Origin of the sequence: Kytococcus schroeteri (genome assembly GCF_002847825.1) — a bacterium.
In the GTDB taxonomy this organism is placed as follows: domain Bacteria; phylum Actinomycetota; class Actinomycetes; order Actinomycetales; family Dermatophilaceae; genus Kytococcus; species Kytococcus schroeteri.
Genome location: NZ_PKIZ01000002.1, coordinates 58565 through 76501, shown reverse-complemented (window position 1 = coordinate 76501; position 17937 = coordinate 58565). Strand labels below are relative to the sequence as shown.

The 17937-nt window shown below is 71.9% G+C and carries 15 protein-coding genes and 1 tRNA gene; 5 read left to right on the top strand and 11 right to left on the bottom strand.

The features are described from left to right. Nucleotides 1-12: 12 nt before the first annotated feature. From CYJ76_RS01500 to CYJ76_RS13135, 3 genes are read left to right on the top strand one after another with little or no spacing between them, the layout of a single operon-like run. Complete coding sequence (locus tag CYJ76_RS01500; RefSeq protein WP_101849039.1) at nucleotides 13-1269, top strand: HD-GYP domain-containing protein; 1257 nt, start codon at nucleotides 13-15, stop codon at nucleotides 1267-1269. Further along, nucleotides 1266-1763 carry a hypothetical protein gene (locus CYJ76_RS01495; RefSeq protein WP_101849038.1) on the top strand — a complete coding sequence of 166 codons (498 nt, stop codon included), beginning with the start codon at nucleotides 1266-1268 and terminating at the stop codon, nucleotides 1761-1763. The genes CYJ76_RS01500 and CYJ76_RS01495 overlap by 4 nt, the downstream gene beginning before the upstream one ends. Further along, a complete protein-coding gene (locus tag CYJ76_RS13135) occupies nucleotides 1760-2581 on the top strand; it encodes an HD domain-containing phosphohydrolase (RefSeq protein ID WP_144043008.1) in 822 nt (273 codons plus the stop codon). The genes CYJ76_RS01495 and CYJ76_RS13135 overlap by 4 nt, the downstream gene beginning before the upstream one ends. Before the next feature lie 71 nt (nucleotides 2582-2652). On the opposite strand, the gene sodN is transcribed toward CYJ76_RS13135, so the two are convergent. The 11 genes from sodN to CYJ76_RS01435 all read right to left on the bottom strand — a co-directional run bounded on the left by sodN (nucleotide 2653) and on the right by CYJ76_RS01435 (nucleotide 15410). After that, complete coding sequence (gene sodN, locus CYJ76_RS01485) at nucleotides 2653-3063, bottom strand: superoxide dismutase, Ni (RefSeq protein WP_101849036.1); 411 nt, start codon at nucleotides 3061-3063, stop codon at nucleotides 2653-2655. Nucleotides 3064-3143: 80 nt separating this feature from the next. Beyond that, nucleotides 3144-5051, bottom strand: a complete 1908-nt coding sequence (locus tag CYJ76_RS01480) for a polysaccharide biosynthesis protein (RefSeq protein ID WP_101849035.1) — start codon at nucleotides 5049-5051, stop codon at nucleotides 3144-3146. 150 nt (nucleotides 5052-5201) lie between these two features. Continuing rightward, on the bottom strand, nucleotides 5202-5588 hold the full coding sequence (locus tag CYJ76_RS01475) for a phosphomannose isomerase type II C-terminal cupin domain (RefSeq protein ID WP_101849034.1): 387 nt from the start codon (nucleotides 5586-5588) through the stop codon (nucleotides 5202-5204). A gap of 116 nt (nucleotides 5589-5704) precedes the next feature. After that, nucleotides 5705-6055 carry a S24 family peptidase gene (locus CYJ76_RS01470; RefSeq protein WP_101849033.1) on the bottom strand — a complete coding sequence of 117 codons (351 nt, stop codon included), beginning with the start codon at nucleotides 6053-6055 and terminating at the stop codon, nucleotides 5705-5707. Then, the gene (locus CYJ76_RS01465; RefSeq protein WP_101849032.1) at nucleotides 6052-6726 is read right to left on the bottom strand and encodes a GDSL-type esterase/lipase family protein; all 675 of its coding nucleotides are present in this window, start codon (nucleotides 6724-6726) and stop codon (nucleotides 6052-6054) included. Before CYJ76_RS01465 ends, CYJ76_RS01470 begins: the two co-directional genes overlap by 4 nt. Nucleotides 6727-6819: 93 nt before the next feature. Beyond that, a complete protein-coding gene (locus CYJ76_RS01460) occupies nucleotides 6820-7980 on the bottom strand; it encodes a GNAT family N-acetyltransferase (protein WP_101849031.1) in 1161 nt (386 codons plus the stop codon). Between the two features lie 5 nt (nucleotides 7981-7985). Continuing rightward, on the bottom strand, nucleotides 7986-11855 hold the full coding sequence (locus CYJ76_RS01455; protein ID WP_101849030.1) for a multifunctional oxoglutarate decarboxylase/oxoglutarate dehydrogenase thiamine pyrophosphate-binding subunit/dihydrolipoyllysine-residue succinyltransferase subunit: 3870 nt from the start codon (nucleotides 11853-11855) through the stop codon (nucleotides 7986-7988). A gap of 240 nt (nucleotides 11856-12095) precedes the next feature. After that, on the bottom strand, nucleotides 12096-12911 hold the full coding sequence (locus tag CYJ76_RS01450) for an ABC-2 transporter permease (protein ID WP_070703813.1): 816 nt from the start codon (nucleotides 12909-12911) through the stop codon (nucleotides 12096-12098). A gap of 1 nt (nucleotide 12912) precedes the next feature. Further along, nucleotides 12913-13890, bottom strand: a complete 978-nt coding sequence (locus CYJ76_RS01445; protein WP_070703815.1) for an ABC transporter ATP-binding protein — start codon at nucleotides 13888-13890, stop codon at nucleotides 12913-12915. A gap of 262 nt (nucleotides 13891-14152) precedes the next feature. Next, nucleotides 14153-15061, bottom strand: a complete 909-nt coding sequence (locus CYJ76_RS01440) for a DUF559 domain-containing protein (RefSeq protein WP_101849029.1) — start codon at nucleotides 15059-15061, stop codon at nucleotides 14153-14155. Between the two features lie 277 nt (nucleotides 15062-15338). Next, nucleotides 15339-15410: transfer RNA gene (locus CYJ76_RS01435), tRNA-Arg, on the bottom strand. 108 nt (nucleotides 15411-15518) lie between these two features. On the opposite strand from CYJ76_RS01435, the gene argS reads away from it, so the two are divergent. Together argS and CYJ76_RS01425 are read left to right on the top strand one after the other, a co-directional pair. After that, nucleotides 15519-17162, top strand: coding sequence for an arginine--tRNA ligase (gene argS, locus CYJ76_RS01430; RefSeq protein WP_101849028.1), 1644 nt, complete (start codon nucleotides 15519-15521; stop codon nucleotides 17160-17162). A gap of 337 nt (nucleotides 17163-17499) precedes the next feature. Further along, nucleotides 17500-17937: Rho termination factor N-terminal domain-containing protein (locus tag CYJ76_RS01425; protein WP_180802166.1), on the top strand; the 438-nt coding region annotated here is incomplete at its 3' end.

Here is a 17937-nt window from a genome sequence, read left to right as displayed (position 1 = left end):
CAGCGTGAACGCATGAACCGTCTCCTCTGGGGCGTGGTGCCGACGGCTTTGGTCGTCGGCACCACGACTTTGTGCCTGGTCCCGCTCCCCGAGGTCAGATACTGGCCGATGGCGGTCTTCTTGGTCGTCCTGGCGGCTGCCGCGCACCGGTACACGGCCGTGACGCGGTGGCTCGGCCTCGGCCACTCGCTCATGGGCACGGTCCAGGCACTGTCCTGGCTGTTCGCCGGGCCGTGGGCTTCGCTCATGGCGTGCCTTGCTCCGGTGGTGGTCCCCCGGACGAGAAAGCCGTGGCAGGTCCATGCCTACAACGTGGGGACCTTCGTCATCATGAGCAGCGCGGGGTGGTGGGGCTTCCACTGGGCCGGCGGTGAATACCTCGGGAACGCCCGGCACCCCATTCAGGACGTCGCCTGGCCCACCGTGGTCGGCGCGCTCTCACAGCTGCTGACGAACATCCTGCTCATCGTGCCGGGTCTGGCTCTCCTGCGCGGGCACGGACTGCCCGCTCTGGCACGTGACGCCGCCACTGTCCTGCGGGTGGGATCCTTCAACCAGGTGCTCGGCAGTGTGGTGCTCGCCCTGGCCACCTGGGGCATCCACCCCCGCGGGCTGGGGCTCCTCGTGGCGGCAGTGCCGCTCATGGTGCACATGGCCGTCCTGGCCACCATCCAGGAGGCCGAGACGGGCCAGACCCGTGCCCTGCGCACCCTCATGCGAGCCGCCAAGACCAGCGACCCGTACCTCGAACCGCACGGTGCCCGTGTCGCCGAGTACGCCAAGGAGGTCGGGCGTCATCTCCGTCTGGGCCCCCACCAGATGGAGAGCCTCGACCTGGCGGCACGGCTGCACGACATCGGGTTCGTGGCCCTGCCCCCGCAGGAGGGGGAGCGCGAGCAGGGGCACGGTGAGCAGGGTGCCCGCATGGTGCAGGGGCTGCCCTTCCTCGATGCCGCGGCGCGCCTCATCCGGGACAGCCACGTGCCGGTGCCTGCCGGGGCCGAGATGGACACCGAGCGTGCCCAGCCGATCGAGCTCCGGGTGCTGCAGGTGGCCGATGCGGTCGACGCGTTGGTGATCGAGCGGCCGGACATCACCGTCGAGGAGATCTGCGACCTGCTGGAGGCGGACCCGACGCGCTACGACCGGCGCGCCGTCGACGGCCTCCGGGAGGCACGGCCGGTGCTGCGCCGCCACGACGTCGCCCTCGAGGACCTACCGGGGTGGTGGCGCCACGACCTGCCGCGCGCCGTCCGGGGTGCCGCGTGAGCGCCGCACAGGGCGGGGCCGTCCTCCTCGCAGTGGTGCTCGTTGCCGCGGTCCTCGTGGCGCGGCGCTGGCCCCGGTTCCTCATGCCGATGTGGCTGGTGGCCAGGGCCGGCCAGATCGGCCTTGTGGGCCTGAGCGCCATCGCCGCGTGCGGGGGGCTGGACGGCGTGGTCGCTGCGCTGGTGGCCGCCGCGGTCAGCAGCACCGCAGCGCTCGCCCTCTCCCGCCGAAGGCACCCCGGAGCATCCGTCACCCCGGACCTGCTGTGGTGGTTCGGGGGCTCCGCGGTCACCGGCCTCCTCGTGGCGGCGATCTGGTGGGCTCCCGTGGCCAAGGGGTGGCTCTCGCTGCTCGTGGCGCTCACGGCAGGGGCGGGCCTCGTGGTGGAGCTCATGGCGGGGCGCGGGGGGTCCGGGCGCCGGGGACCACGGGCGATCCGGCCGGCCGGATCGCCCGTGGTCCCCGGCGCCCGGACCCCCCGCGCCCCGCCATGAGCTCCACCACGAGGCCCGCCCCTGCCGTGAGCGCCACGAGCAGCGAGAGCCACCCCTTGGCCACGGGAGCCCACCAGATCGCCGCCACGAGGAGGCCGGTGACCGCGGAGCCCCCGAACCACCACAGCAGGTCCGGGGTGACGNCGCTGAGCATGGCGGCCACCGCCGCGGCCCTCATCGCCGGGGTGCCCCCGGTGGGCTGGTGGTTCGCCCCGCTCGCCCTGGCACCCCTGCTCAACATCGCGGCCGCCCTGCAGGGGCGCCACCGCGCGCTGGCCGTGGCGCAGGAGACGGTCACGGCCCTCTCACGCCTCCCTGACGTGGGTGGGTACACCCGGGACGGGCACGGCCAGCGCGTGGCCGAGGTGGCCGTGGGCATCGCCGCCTCCCTGGGCCTCTCCGCCGTGGAACGCGACCAGCTCCGGCGGGCGGGCCTCATCCATGACGTCGGACTGGTGTCCCTCAACACCCGCATCACCGACGGGAGCACGAGCCTCCTGGCGCCCCTGGACCAGCAGCGCATCGCGGCCCGCTCGGCGGAGATCGCCGCCGAGATGCCGGAGGACGCGCCGGTCATCGACGCCCTGCGGCACCAGGCGCACCCCTTCATCGATCACGTGACCTACCGCGCGGATGTCCCCCGGGCCGCCCGAATCCTCAAGGTCGCCAACGCCGTGGACGACTACGCCGGTGGCCGTCGTACCCCGGAGGCCCTGAAGCGCGCCATGTCCCGCATCTCGATGCAGCAGGGCTACGAGTTCGACCCCGAGGTGGTCGCCATCGCCCGTCGGGTGGTGCGTGGCCTGCGGGAGGACTGAGCGACCGACCCCGCACGCGCCGAGGGCGCCACCGGTGACCGGTGACGCCCTCGGGCAGGGGAGGAAGTGGCTCAGGCCTCCTTCTTGGTCTCCCAGAAGATCTCGGCGATCTCGTCGATCTTGGCCAGCAGCTGGTCGGCCACCTCGGCGTCCAGCGCACCCTTGGCGCCGGAGGCACCGGCGAGCTTGGTGGCCTCGTTGACCAGCTGGTGCAGCTGGGGGTACTTCTCGAAGTGCGGCGGCTTGAAGTAGTCGGTCCACAGCACCCAGAGGTGGTGCTTCACGAGCTCGGCGCGCTGCTCCTTGATGATGATGGCGCGGGTGCGGAAGTCGGCGTCACCGGCCTTCTCGCCGTCGACCTTGGCGATGATGCCCTTGATGGACTCGGCCTCGATGCGGGCCTGGGCGGGGTCGTAGACGCCGCAGGGCAGGTCGCAGTGGGCGCTGACCTCGAGGGTGGGGGCGACAAAGCGGGAGATCATGTCACAACCTTTCGCGGGAGGGTTCGTCGCTGCCCACGCTAGTACGTGGGCAGCGATACCGCGACGGGTGGGGTCGCGCCTCAGAGGTCGCGGGCGGGGTGGGCGCCCTCCTGCTCGGGGTGCGTGCGCCCATCGCCGAGGACCGCGTTGCTCTGCGTGTCGTCGGTGCGGCGCACCTCGAGGTCGAAGGTGGCCTCCCGGTCCATGTAGGCCCGGGCCGACTCCGCGTCGTCGAAGACCAGGTCGCGGACCACGTCGCGGTCGAGCAGCGGCACGTCCACCGCGGAGACCAGCTCGTGGCCGGTCACGCGGGCGTCGTCCCCCGGCTTGAAGAGCTCCTCGCTCATCTTCTCGCCCGGGCGCAGACCGGTGTACGTGATCTCGACGTCTCGCTTGCCGGACATCGCGATGAGGCGCTTGGCCACGTCCACGATCTTCACCGGCGTACCCATGTCGAGCACCATCACCTCGCCGTCGTGCCCGATGGCGGCGGCCTGCATCACCAGCTGGCAGGCCTCGGGGATGAGCATGAAGTAGCGTTCCACGTCCGGGTGGGTGACCGTCACCGGCCCGCCCTTGCGGATCTGCGCGGTGAAGGCCGGGATGACCGACCCGCGGGACCCCAGGACGTTGCCGAAGCGCACCGAGACGTAGCGGCCGGGCTCCTTGCTGGCGAAGTCGCTCGTGATGCGCTCGGCCAGCCGCTTGGAGTAGCCGAGAACGCTGGTGGGGTTGGCGGCCTTGTCGGTGGAGACGTTGACGAAGGTGCGCACCCCGGCGGCGCTCGCGGCCGTGAGGACGTTGTGGGTGCCCATGACGTTGGTCAGCCACGCCTCGTGCGGGTAGGCCTCCAGCAGGGGCAGGTGCTTGAGCGCCGCGGCGTGGAACACGACCTCCGGGCGGTGGCGCTGGAAGACCGCGTGCAGGCCCTGCAGGTCGCGGATGTCGGCGAGCACCAGGTCGTCGGAGTCGAGCAGGCCGTGGCCGACGAGGCTCATGGAGGTGGCCTGCAGGGAGGACTCGTCGCGCTCGAGCAGCAGCAGCTTGGCCGGCTTGAACTTGGAGATCTGGCGGGCCAGCTCGGAGCCGATGGAGCCGCCGGCGCCGGTCACCAGCACCACCTTGCCCGAGAGCTCGGCGGAGATGGCGGCCTGGTCCAGCTCGATGGGGCGGCGGCCCAGCAGGTCGGCGAGGTTGATGTCGCGCAGGTCCGAGACCTGCGGGCGGCCGTCGGCGATGCTGGCGACTGGGGGGAGCACCATGGTGCGCAGGCCGGCCTCGTCGCCGAGCTCGGTGAGTTCGCGCAGGAGCTCGGAGTCCGCATTGGGGAGGGCGATGATGAGGTGGCTCGCGTCGTGGGCCTCGGCGAGGGCCTTGATGTCCCGCCGCGTGCCGCGGACGCGCACGCCGTCGATCCGGAGCTTCGCCTTGCTCGGGGCGTCGTCGACGAAGCCGACCGGCGTGTAGGCGGCCTTGGGGTCCTCGATGATCGACCGGACGAGCTGCCGGCCGGCGGAGCCCGCCCCGAAGATCAGGGCCCGGTGCTCGCGGTCGGCCGAGGCTGCCTGCCGCGTGTTCCGGGCACGGAGCACGAAGCGCACGGCCAGCATGCCGGCCAGGGCCACCAGGCCCGCGATGAGCGGGACGCTGCGGGGGACACCCACGCCGGGGCTGGCCAGCTCCACCACGAGCAGCACAGCCATCGTGATGAGTGTGACCCGCGCGAGGTCGGCGACCTCTTCGAAGGAGCCCCGCTGGTGGCCGACCGCGTAGGGGCCGACGACGAGGCCCAGGGCCACATGGAACGCGGCGGCCAACGCGGCCATACCGATCGTTCCCAGCAGATGGGCCTCGCCGATCGAGAAGTCGAACCGCAGCGCGGTGGCGGCCCAGGTCGCGACGAACCAGAGGAGAGCGTCGATCCCCGCCCACGTCAGGCGGACCGCTCGGTCCCGGGTCGTCTGGTCACTGCGCAGATCGTTCGCCACGGTCTCCCTCTCGTCGGTGGTGGTGCGGTCCCCGAGGGGACCACCCCGAAGATAGCCGACGGTGGGCGGCGCGCCCCACGCCGTGGACTACGGCGTTCGTCACATGGCGAACCTCGCCACGGGGCGCGGCTCCGCGACGGGCAACCCGCCTCAGCCGCGGGAGTAGTCGTCCTCCAGGCGCTCGATGTCGCCCTCGTCGAAGGTGCCGAAGGCCACCTCGAGCACCTGTGCGTCCTGCGTGCCCGGGTTGCCCAGGCGGTGGGTGGCGCCGCGGGGGATCCACACACGGCCGCCGGCCTCCACCGTGGTGGTCTCGTCGCCCACCTGCGCGGTCACGGGGCCATGGGTCACCACCCAGAGCTCGTCGCGGTGCTCGTGCACCTGCAGGGAGAGGCGCTGGCCCGGCAGCACGGTGATGAGCTTCACCGTGGACTGCTCGTTGTGGGTGAACTGCTCGAAGCGACCCCAGGGGCGGGAGTCCTCCACCACCTCGGCGCGGGGGTCGCGGCGGGCGGCGTCGGTGGTGTCCTGCTGCACGGGTCTGCTCCTGCTCGTGGGGGTGGAGGGGACGTCACGGGTCCTCCGGCGGTGCGGTCCGACCATCGGGGCCGATCCACCACAGAGGGGGCCCCAGCGTAACCGGCGGAATCGGCTCAGGCCCTCCGTCGGCGGTGTGAGGCCCACCGGCGCCGTCGGGGGAGGCGGGCCAGGACGACGGCCACCACCGCGCCGGCCCTGACCGGGCCGAAGGTGCGCGAGTCCGTCCCGGCACCCGGGTTGTCGCTGGCGAGCCACCAGCGGACGTCGCCGTCCACCACTCGGCGGTGGGTGGCGCGCTTCACCCCCATCGGGCGGGGGCCGGCCGGGCCGGGCGGGAGCTGGGCGACGACGAGCCGGCCGGGGCGGGGTCGCGCCCCGTGGAGCACGAGGAGCCGGTCCCCCTCCCGGAGGACCGGCTCCATCGAGCGGCCGGAGACACGCGCCAGACCGATGCGGGGACTCACTCGCCCAGACGCATCCAGCGGTGCCAGCCACCGTTGAGCACGAGCCAGGCGAGCAGGCCGTAGCCGGTGCGGCCGGGGTTGCGGCCGTCGCCGGCGAGCATCTCGGCCTCCCACTGCTGGTGGCCCAGCAGCGGGGTGAAGCAGTCCACGAACGGCACGCCACGGCGGGCGCACACGTCGGCCTGCGCGTCCACGATGGCGCGCAGCTTCTCGTTGGCCACCGCGTCCACCACCGGGGTGGGGGACACCACAAAGGTGGCGATGCCGTGCGTGGCCGCGTCGTCGAGCATGTTGGCCACGTTGAGGCGCGAGCGGGCGGTGGTCAGCGCGGCCTCCGGGTCCCCGGCACCGACGCCGATGACCAGACGGCGCTCGTTGCGCTGCTCCCAGCGCGGGTCGCACTCGGTGCGCCAACGGGCCAGGAGGTGGGCGGAGGTGGCTCCCACCACGCCCAGGTTGTAGGCGGCCAGGTCCACGTGCTCCAGGGGGGTGCGGGCCATCACGCGGCCGACCCAGCCCAGGGCCCGCTCGTCGCCGTAGCCGGCCACCGACCCGTCGCCCACGAAGCACAGCCCGATGCGCCGCTGGCCCTCGCTCACCTGGAACTGCTGCTTGCTGTCGAAGGTGGGGCGGGTGCTGTCACTGGGATAGGTGGGGCGGGTGTCGGTCACGCCGGCTCCTTGGGATTGGTGGGTGGGTGCGTGGGGGAACCTACCGGTCCGGCGCACATCATCGCGTGCGCCGGACCGTGGTGTCGACGCCTCTCAGCCCTGCGGGACCTGCAGGGTGGCGTGCCAGGTGTCGGTGGAGTACTTGGTGCGCCACCCCATTGCCGAGTAGATCTCGTGTGCGTTGGTGGGGGAGCTCGCGTCGACCTCCAGGTCCACGAACTGGCGCCCGCGCTCGGCGGCGTCGCGGATCACGGCGTGCAGGAGGCCCTTGGCCGCGCCGCGGCCGCGGGCGGCGCGCGTCACGCCGAGGTACTCCACGTAGCTGCCCACCGCCTCCGGGACGGCCTGCTGGAGGCCCTCCTCGGCGCGGCGCAGCTGCTCGTCCAGCGGCCCGTCGTCGAGCACCGCGGCGGCGATGACGGCCCCGGCAGGGGTGCCGTCCTCCTCGAGCTCGGCGATCCACCAGTGGTCCCACCGGTGGGCGCGGTCCTCGCGGAGCCGGCTCACGAACTCCAGGAACGGCTCGGGCTGGCTGTTGAAGTGGTCGCGGAAGGAGTCCTCCAGCGTCTGGTGCACCTGGCGCAGGTCGTCCTCGTTGGGCAGGCGGCCCGAGGTGTTCTGGTCGACCATGCGGATGACCAGCCCGTCCTTCGGTGCGCCGAGCGTCTCCACGTCGGCCTCCGAGGGATCCACCGGGCGGCGCATCTGCCACCACGTGCGGGTGTGCTCGAAACCGGCCTCGGCGAGGCGCTCACGGGTGAAGGTGTCCGCCTCGTAGGGGCTGGCGTCCAGCGTCGTCTCCTGCACGCCACGGCGCCACGCGATGCGGACGGCCGCCGCCCGGCCCCAGGCGAAGAGGGCCTTCCAGACCTGCACGGGGTCCACCCCCTCGAGCTCCCCGGCCACGAGCCGCGGGTCGAGGTAGACGTCGAGCATCACGCGGTGCACGGCGCGGTCGTGGACGTTGACCCAGCCGCGCACCTCGCCCTCGGCGTCCTGGGCGATGCGGTGGAAGCGGAACTCCGCACCACGGCCCAGGACGCGGTCGTCGACGTCCACCCAGGCGGTGCTGGCCTTGCCCAGCACCGCCTCCTGGTGAGCGGCGAGCAGCCGGGTCATGGCCGGCGTCTCGGCCGAGACCGGCTTGCGCAGGTGCCAGCCGGTGGGCAACTGGTCCTCGCCGTCCACCACGTCGTCGGTGATGTCCAGCGAGAGGGCCAGCTCGCGGTGGTAGCGCTCGCGGAAGGCGTCCACGGGGCTCACTCCTCGAAAGCGCGGCGGATCAGGTCCGCCTGCTCGTTCTTGTGCTTGGAGCCCACGCCGGTGGCCGGGGAGGCCGAGGCCGGACGGGCCACCGGGCGGATCTCGCGCTCCTCACCGTGCTCCGCGAGGGCGCCCGGCAGGTTGACCTTCATGTACGGCCACGCGCCCTGGTTGAACGGCTCGTCCTGCACCCACACCAGCTCGGCGTCGGGGTACTGCGCCAGCTCCTGCGCCAGCTCCTCGGCCGGCAGCGGGGCGAGCTGCTCCACGCGCACGATGGCCACGTCCTTCGCGCCACGCTTGTCGCGCTCGGCGGCCAGGTCGTAGAACACGCGGCTGGAGCACACCAGCACCCGCTTGACGGCCTGGGCGTCCGGCTGGGCCGGGTCACCGAGCACCGGCTGGAACCGGCCCTCGGTGAAGTCCTTCACCGGGCTCACGGCGGCCTTCACGCGCAGCAGCTGCTTGGGCGTGAACACCACCAGCGGGCGGCCGGGCTCGCTCTCGGCCTGCTTGCGCAGCAGGTGGAAGTGGTTGGCCGGCGTGGACGGGTAGGCCACGGTCATGTTGTTCTCGGCCACCAGCGTCAGGAAGCGCTCGATGCGGGCCGAGGAGTGGTCCGGGCCCTGGCCCTCGTAGCCGTGCGGCAGCAGCAGCACCACGCGGGAGCGCTGGTTCCACTTCTGCTCCGAGGAGGCGATGAACTCGTCGATGATCGTCTGGGCGCCGTCGACGAAGTCGCCGAACTGGGCCTCCCAGAGCACGAGGGCCTCGTCGTCCTCCACCGCGTAGCCGTACTCGAAGCCGAGCACCGCGTACTCGCTCAGGAGCGAGTCGTAGACGTCGAAGCGGCCCTGGTCCTCGCTGATATGACGCAGCGGGGTCCACTCGTCGGCGGTCACGTTGTCCACCATCACGGCGTGGCGCTGGGTGAACGTGCCGCGGCGGACGTCCTGGCCGGACATGCGCACGTCACGGCCACCGGCCAGCGTGGCACCGAAGGCGAGCAGCTCGCCCATGCCCCAGTCGATGTCGCCCTCGGTGGTCATCGCGGTGCGGCGCTCGAGCAGCTTGCCGAGCTTGGGGTGCACGGTGAAGCCCTCGGGCACGTCGGAGAAGACCTCGCCGAGCCGCTTCAGCAGCTCCGGCTCGATGGAGGTGTCGAGGGGGGAGTCCCACCCGTGCTCCACCTGCTCCTGGTCCTTCTGGCCGGCGTTGCCGTTGGCCGCGTTCTCCTTGAGGGCCTGCTTGGTCTCGGTGAAGACCGACTCCAGCTTCTGCTGGTAGTCCTGCAGCATCGCCTTGGCGTCGTCCTCGGAGATGTCGCCACGGCCCAGCAGGGAGTCCTGGTAGATCTTGCGCACGGAGCGCTTGTTGTTCACCAGGTTGTACATCTGCGGCTGCGTCATCGAGGGGTCGTCGCCCTCGTTGTGACCACGGCGGCGGTAGCAGACCAGGTCCACCACGACGTCCTTGTGGAAGGCCTCGCGGTAGGCGAAGGCCAGCTCGGCCACGCGGGCGCAGGCCTCGGGGTCGTCGCCGTTCACGTGGAACACCGGCGCCTCGATCATCTTGGCCACGTCGGTGGAGTAGCGCGCGGTGCGGCCCTCCAGCGGCGAGGTGGTGAAGCCCACCTGGTTGTTGACCACGATGTGGATGGTGCCGCCGGTCTTGTAGCCGGCCAGGCCGCTCATCTGCAGGGTCTCGGCCACGACGCCCTGGCCCGCGAAGGCCGCGTCACCGTGCAGCAGGATCGGCAGCACCGGGTACTCGCCGTCCTGCGTGGCCACGCGGTCCTGCTTGGCGCGGGCGATGCCCTCGAGCACCGGGTTCACGGCCTCCAGGTGCGAGGGGTTGGCGGCCAGGTAGACGCCCACCTCGTTGCCCTCGTCGTCGCTGTAGGTGCCCGAGGTGCCCAGGTGGTACTTCACGTCGCCCGAGCCGTGGGCCGAGCCGGACTCGCCCTCGAACTCGCGGAAGATCTGGGCGTAGGACTTGCCGGCGATGTTGGCCAGCACGTTGAGGCGGCCACGGTGCGGCATGCCGATGCACACCTCGGAGAGGCCGTTCACGGCGGCGTCGCGCAGGATGATGTCCAGCATCGCGATGACGGACTCGCCACCCTCGAGGCTGAAGCGCTTCTGGCCCACGAACTTGGTCTGCAGGAAGGTCTCGAAGGCCTCGGCGGCGTTCAGGCGGCCCAGCAGGTTGAGCTGCTCCTCGCGGTCCGGCTTCTCGAACGGCTGCTCCAGCTGCTCCTGCATCCAGCGGCGCTGCACCGGGTCGGAGATGTACATGTACTCCACGCCGATGGTGCGGCAGTAGGAGTCGCGCAGGATCCCCAGGATGTCGCGCAGCGGCAGGCGGGCGGAGCCGCCGAAGCCGTTGGTGGCGAAGGTGCGGTCCAGGTCCCACAGGGTCAGGCCGTGGGTGTTGATGTCCAGGTCGGGGTGGCGCCGCAGGGTGTACTCCAGCGGGTCGGTGTCGGCCATGAGGTGGCCGCGCTCCCGGTAGGCCTGGATGAGCGCCTGCACGCGGGCGTCCTTGGAGAGGTCGTCCTCGTGCACCGCGGCGATGTCCGGGGTCCAGCGCACCGGCTCGTAGGGGATGCGCAGGGACTGGAAGATCTCGTCGTAGAAACCCTCCTCGCCCAGCAGGTAGCCGTGCACCAGCTTGAGGAACTCGCCGGAGGCCGCACCCTGGATGACGCGGTGGTCGTAGGTGGAGGTCAGCGTGAGGATCTTGCTGACGGCGTCCTTGGCGATGCGCTCGGGGGCCATGCCCTGGAACTCGGCCGGGTAGTCCAGCGAGCCCACGCCGATGATGGCCGACTGGCCGGACATGAGGCGCGGCACGGAGTGGTTGGTGCCGATGCCGCCGGGGTTGGTCAGCGACATCGTGGTGCCGGTGAGGTCGCTGACGTCGAGCTTGTTGTCGCGGGCCTTGGCCACCATCGCGTCGTAGGCGAACCAGAACTGGGTGAAGTCCATCTGGTCGGCGTTCTTGATGCTCGGCACGAGCAGCGTGCGGCTGCCGTCCGGCTTCTTCATGTCGATGGCGATGCCGAGGTTGAGGGTGCCCGGGTCGGTGACGGTGGGCTTGCCCTTCTCGTCCGTGCCGTACAGGAAGTTCATGTCCGGCATCGCGCGCACGGCCTTGACCAGGGCGTACCCGATGAGGTGGGTGAAGCTGATCTTTCCACCGCGGTTGCGGGCCAGGTGGCCGTTGATGACGATGCGGTTGTCGATCAGGGCCTTCGCGGGCACGGCGCGCACGGAGGTGGCCGTGGGCACCTCGCGGGAGGCGTCCATCGCCTTGACGATGGCGGCCGCGGTGCCCTTGATCTTCTCGGTCTTCGCCTCGACCTCGCCCTGCACGTCACGCGGGCCGGGCATGTCGCGGCTCAGCGGGCGGCGGCGCGGCGGGATGAGGCCCTCGGCCGGCGCGGTGTCCTCGCGCAGCACGGTCGAGCGCTTCTGCGACGGGACGACCTTCTCGGCCGGAGCGCGGCGCACCTTGGCCGGACGCTCGGGGGCCTCGTCGGAGGTCGGGTCGGCGGCCGCGGCCTTCACCGGGTCGACCGGCTTCTCGCCGGTCGCGTCCTTGCCAGCCTTCTCGGCCCGCGCGCGCTCCTTGGCCTGCTCGGCCGGGGCGGAGTCGCTGCCGGTGGCCTTCGGGGAGGACTTCTTCGTGGCGGAACCAGCCTGCGGGGCGTCGCCGCCCTCGGGGCTCCAGGTGGCGAAGAGCTCCTGCCACTCGGTGCCCACCGAGTCAGGATCCTCACGCCACTGGTCGTACATGTCCTCCACGAGCCAGTCGTTGGCCCCAAAGGTGGCCTGGGCGTCGGAGGAGTGGTTCTGGGCCACGGTGGATGCGCCTTCTTCCCTGCACTCGAGGTCACGAACGCCGTCCGGCACCCGGGATCAGGGCACCGCGCACGGCACTGCTGGGCACCAGCCTAATGCGTGGCCCCGACGCGGGGTGAAGGCGGGCCGCGTGGTCTGGAGCACGTCCCGGGCGCGCCTCGGGCGGGTGGCGACCACGAGGGTCGTCCACCCGCCCGAGGCGGTGTCGTGCGGCTCATGGGCAGCCGCCGAAGGGTGGTGTCAGTCGACGTCCTTGCGTGCGCGGCGGAGACCACCCAGCAGGAGTGCCACGGCGGCGTAGGCCGCGAGCGCCAACCCGCCGGCCCACGGCTCCAGCGGATCCCACACGCCGCCGGCATCGCTGCGCGTCAGCGCACCGGTGACCGGGCCCGGCAGGTAGCGCGCGACGTCACCCACCCAGTCGAAGGCGAAGGCGAGTCCGGCGATCACGTTGTCGCCGATGAGGGTGGCCACAAAACCGATGATCACCGTCGCCAGCGTGCTGTTGGTGAGGAGTGCCAGCCCCAGGCCGAGCAGCGCCCAGAGGACGTGCGCCACCACGAAGGTGCCGAGTGTCACGGCGAGCTGGGCCGGCTCCGGGAAGGGCTCGAGGGCGTCGAAGACCCCCGTCAGCGCCGCGCCGAACCCGACGGCCACCACGAGGTGGGTGAGACCGGTCAGGAGCGCGACGACGATGGCGGCGACCACCTTTCCACCGAGCACCGACCAGCGGCGCGGGACGGCGGTGAAGGTGGCGGTCCACGTCTTGTGGGCGGTCTCGTTGCCGGCCACCAGAGCGCCGCCGGTGAAGGCCAGCAGGTAGCCGAACATCAGAGGGGAGCGGTAGACGCTCTCGATCATGGTGCGCGGGTCGTCGAGACCCGGGATCTGCCCGGAGTTGCGCGCCTCCTCCAGAGCAGGATCGCTCAGGAGGGAGTCGTACTGCCAGGCGTTCAGCGCCACGATCCCGGCGGCGACGACCGCCAGGATCAGGCACAGGACCCACCACCACTTCAGGGTGAAGACCTTGCGGAGCTCGGAGTTGATGGTTCCCATGTCAGACCTCCGTGTTCCGGTTGCCGTGCTGGTCGGTGAGCTTCACGAACATGTCCTCCAGGCTGCTGCTGGCGGCGGACAGTCCGTGGATGGGCTGGCCCGCGGCGAGCGCGGTGTCACCGATGAGGACGGCGTCGCCCGACTCCACGTCCAGGGTGGTGGGGCCGGTGACGGTCGCACGCACGCCCCGCTCGGCCAGCACCCGGGCGAGCGCCTCGGCATCGCGGGTGACCACGTGGGTGCCGGAGTCGGTGTCCAGGCTCGCGAGGGACCCGGAGGTGACCATGCGCCCGTTGGCGATGATGACCACGTCGTCGACCGTCTGCTGCACCTCGCTGAGCATGTGCGAGCTGATGAGCACCGTCTTGCCCTGCTCGTGGGCCATGTGACGCAGGAAGTCGCGGAGCCAGCGGATGCCCTGCGGGTCCAGGCCGTTGGCCGGCTCGTCCATGACGAGCACCTTGGGGTCTCCCAGCAGGGTGACGCCGAGGCCAAGGCGCTGACGCATGCCCATGGAGTAGCCGCCCACCTTCTTGCGGCTGGCCGCCGGGATGCCGACGAGCTCGATGATCTCGTCCACCCGGGAGTCCGGGATGCCGTGGGTGGCGGCGATGGTGCGCAGGTGGTTGCGGCCGGAACGGGCGGGGTGGAAACCGGTGGCCTCGAGGGCGGCACCCACCGTGTGCAGCGGGCGCGCCAGGTCCTTGTAGTCGTGGCCGTCGATGGTCGCGGTGCCCGAGGTCTTGCTGATCAGGCCGAGCAGCATGCGCAGGGTGGTCGTCTTGCCGGCGCCGTTGGGGCCGAGGAAGCCGGTGATGCGGCCGGGCTCGACGGTGAAGCTCAGGTCGTCCACGGCCTTGAAGCTGCCGTAGTGCTTGGAGAGGTTGCGGACCTCCACGCGGGCGCCGCGGGCGTCGCCGGCGGCACCGCGGCCCGTGGGCTGCGGCGTGGGGCCGTCCGTCTGCAGGGCAGTGCTCATGTCACCTCCTGGTGGGTGGGGCCCGGTCCGTCCGGGCCGTTGGATCGTTGGGTGGGCCCATTCCATCACCGCCCTGGGGTGGAGGCGGGTGAACCGCAGGACGGCATCGCGTGACATCCGTCATCCCGGAGAGGGAGACCCGCCCCCCTCCCCTCGTTGAGTCGTCGTTCGTCGGGGTGGAATCTCCGCTGGGACCCCGACGAACGACGACTCAACGAGGGGAGGGGGCCGCGACGAGAGGGACGGGGCGGCTGGGGAGGTGTCAACCGCGGGCGGTGCGGAGCCTGCGTCGCAGGTCGGCCAGCCAGAGGTGGTGCTGCCCGGCCCAGAGGTCGCGTCGGGTGAGCGTGACGACCTGGAAGCCCAGGTCCCGGAGCATCTCCGTGCGGCGGAGGGTGGCCTGTCGGGCTTCGGGGTCCTCGTAGTGGGTCTCACCGTCGTACTCCACGATGACGCGCTCCTCCTCCCAGAGCATGTCCACCTCCGCCACGACCTCGCCCCACTGGCCGGCCACGGCTGCGTTGAGGGCCGGCTCGGGCAACCCCTCCTGCACGACGAGGACCCGGGCGTGGGACTCCGCGGGGGATCGGGAACCGGTCCGGATGAGCCCCAGGGCGGTGCGGGCCAGCCGGATCCCGGGGGAGCGTCGGCGGCGCGCGACCGCCTCCTCCAGCCGTTCCACGGCACGTCCTGTCCACCGGTTCACGAGGTGGTCCCCGGCCACGACGAGGGCGGTGAGGCCCCAGTGCCCGGGTGCGGCCAGGTCGAGCCAGGTGTCCTCGGGGCCCACGGTCAGCACCCCGTCGACGACCTGGGTCCGTCGGCGTTCGAGGCGGGCGTGGGCGATGACCCCCGGTCGCCTCACCCGGAATCCGTCGGCGCGCCGGACGTGCACGGCGTGTTCGGCCGTGGCCGGCCGCGGCATCGGAAAGCCGTGCAGGACCGCCGCGGAGTCACAGCTGATGGCGGTCCCGTGGGGGAGCCCCGTGGCGACGGCCGCGATGCGGGCCAGGGCCGTGGTGGCCTCCCGGCGGGAGCGGACTCCCCGCATCGGCACGTGCCACGCCGGGTTGCGCAGGACGTCTGGCGTGAGTCCTTGCTGCAGCGCTTCTGCGCAGGTGAAGTGGTCGGGGGTGGTGGCTGGGAGCCGAGGCTGCGCGTCTCGAGGCATGTCCACAGGGTGAGCGGGACAGGTGGGCGTGGGCGGTCCCCGCTCGGTGGGATGTGGACGAGCCGTCGATGCAGGGCGTCCGTCCCCAGCCACCCCCCTCGTTGAGTCGTCGTTTGTCGGGGTCACATTGGCTGTGGGACCCCGACAAACGACGACTCAACGAGGGGGCCAGGGAGTGGGGAAGGGGGAAGGGGTCGGCAGGTGCGGGGCAGACGGTGGGGCTCGCTCCCGGGGACGCAGAAGGCCCGGTCCTGGTGGACCGGGCCTTCTACGTGTGCGCCCCCGGCAGGATTCGAACCTGCGCACCCGCCTCCGGAGGGCGGTGCTCTATCCCCTGAGCTACGGGGGCACGTGGTCTGCCTGTCGGGCGGACAACGAGGTACGACCTCGCGCTTTCGCGCCGTCCAGCCATGGACCGAGGGGACACCTTACCAGCGCTGTCGATAGGGTGCGCCCCATGACGCCCGAACAGCTCGCACAGGCCATCACCACGGCGCTCCAGGCCGCCGTCGACGCCGGGGAGATCTCCGTCGAGGTCCCCGCCGAGGTCCGCGTGGAGCGACCCAAGGACCGCAACCACGGCGACTGGGCGAGCAACCTGGCGCTGCAGCTGGCCAAGCAGGCCGGCATGAACCCCCGTCAGGTGGCCCAGCTGGTGGCCACCCGACTGCGCGAGACCGAGGGCGTCGCCGCCGTCGACATCGCCGGCCCGGGCTTCCTCAACATCACCCTCGATGCCGCGAGCGCCGGCGAGCTGGCCCGCACCATCGTGGAGGGGGCCGAGGCCTACGGTGACAACGAGGCGCTCGTCGGCCACACGATCAACCTCGAGTTCATCTCGGCCAACCCGACCGGCCACCTGCACATCGGCCACACGCGCTGGGCCGCGCTGGGTGACTCGATGCGGCGCCTGCTCGCCGCCTCCGGTGCCGACGTGACCGCCGAGTACTACATCAACGACGCCGGCACGCAGATGGACAAGTTCGGCGAGTCGGTGCTGGCCGCCGCGCTGGGCGAGCCCACCCCGGAGGGTGGCTATCCGGGCGAGTACGTGCAGGAGCTGGGGCAGAAGGTGCTCGAGCAGCGCCCCGACCTGGGCGACCTGCCGCGCGCCGAGGGCGTGGCCACCGCCCGGGAGCTGGGTTACCCGCTGATGCTCGGCCTGATCCAGGACACCCTGGAGCGATTCGGGGTGCACTTCGACGTCTGGTTCAGCGAGCAGAGCCTCCACGACGAGGGCGCCGTGGACAAGGCCATCGCCCGCCTGCGCGAGCAGGGACACGTCTACGACGCGGACGACGCCGTGTGGCTGCGCACCACGGACTTCGGCGACGACAAGGACCGCGTGCTCATCCGCAGCAACGGCGAGCACACCTACTTCGCCAGCGACGCCGCGTACTACCTCTCCAAGAAGGACCGCGGCTTCACCGAGAAGATCTACCTGCTGGGCGCCGACCACCACGGCTACGTGAACCGCCTCAAGGCCATCAGCTCGGCCGCCGGCGACGACGCGGACAAGAACATCGAGATCCGCATCGGCCAGCTCATCTCCATCAACGGCGCCCGCCTGAGCAAGCGCGCCGGAAACGTGGTGGACCTCAACGACATGCTCGACTGGATCGGTGCCGACGCCATCCGCTACTCGCTGGCGCGCTACCCCGCGGAGACCCCGCTGAGCCTGGACGGCGAGGAGCTGCGCAAGCAGAGCAACGACAACCCGGTCTTCTACGTGCAGTACGCCCACGCGCGCACCGCCAACGTGGCGCGCCTCGCCCAGGCCGATGGGGTGGACCGCGCCGACGGCTTCGACCCGGCCCTGCTCGACCACGAGACCGAGGCCACCCTGCTGGCGGCCCTCGGCGACTTCCCGCGGGTGGTGGCCCAGGCCGCCGAGCTGCGCGAGCCGCACCGGGTGGCGCGCTACCTGGAGGACCTGGCCGGCGCGTTCCACAAGTGGTACGACGCCTGCCGCGTGCGCCCCCGTGACGGCGAGGAGGTCACCGACCTCCACCGCAGCCGCCTGTGGCTCAACGACGCCACCGGTGTAGTGCTGCGCCGTGGTCTGGACCTGCTGGGGGTCTCGGCGCCCGAGCGCATGTGAGGACGGCGTCCCGGTGACGGGGGCGGTGCGGGGACACCCGCACCGCCCCCGTCGGCGTGTGGCGCAGGTCGCCGGGCCGGGTGGTACTGTGACGGCGTCGGCGGGAACCTCGTTCCACCCGGCATCTCAAGGCCTGAGGGTCGTCCCCCCGTCTCCGACACAGTCATCGTCTGAGACGTGGACGTGATGACGGACCCGGTGCACACCACCTCGCCACGTACGGCGAACCCTGCAGGCCGGCAACCGAGCACGACGGGGCGCCCCCATGTGGCGTGCCCGGTGCCGTGCCGACATCCATCACCGCTGCGCCCCGTCGGCGCAGGTTGGAAGGACTTGCATGACTGACCAGACCCAGCCGGCCGAGAGCCCGAAGCGTTCCACGGCCCTGAGCGCCCTCCGCCTGGCAGAGCTCCAGGAACTGGCCGCCAGCATGGGCATCGACACCACGAAGAAGCGCAAGGGGGACCTCGTCGCAGAGATCCGCCAGGCGCGCGTGGACGCCGGTTCGGCCCGTGGCGTGGAGCCCGTGGCCGCACAGCCGGCCGCGCAGGAGGCGCCGGTCGCCTCGCGCGAGGAGCAGGCCGAGGCGCCTGCGGCTGCCGAGGAGACGGACCGCCGCGAGGGCGGGGAGTCCCAGCAGGGCGGCCAGGAGGAGGGCTCCTCCCGCACCCGCCGGGGCCGCCGGGGCGGCCGGTCGCGTGGGGAGGCCGGGGGCGACGACGCCCGCGACCAGGGCGCCCGTGACCGTGACGACCAGCGCCGCGGGGACCGTGGC

Coding starts and splice junctions, on each gene's coding strand:
- CYJ76_RS01500 (WP_101849039.1), top strand. CDS start 13: ATGAACCGTCTCCTCTGGGGCGTGGTGCCGACGGCTTTGGTCGTCGGC.
- CYJ76_RS01450 (WP_070703813.1), bottom strand. CDS start 12,911: ATGGGAACCATCAACTCCGAGCTCCGCAAGGTCTTCACCCTGAAGTGG.
- argS (WP_101849028.1), top strand. CDS start 15,519: ATGACGCCCGAACAGCTCGCACAGGCCATCACCACGGCGCTCCAGGCC.
- sodN (WP_101849036.1), bottom strand. CDS start 3,063: ATGATCTCCCGCTTTGTCGCCCCCACCCTCGAGGTCAGCGCCCACTGC.
- CYJ76_RS01445 (WP_070703815.1), bottom strand. CDS start 13,890: ATGAGCACTGCCCTGCAGACGGACGGCCCCACGCCGCAGCCCACGGGC.
- CYJ76_RS01440 (WP_101849029.1), bottom strand. CDS start 15,061: ATGCCTCGAGACGCGCAGCCTCGGCTCCCAGCCACCACCCCCGACCAC.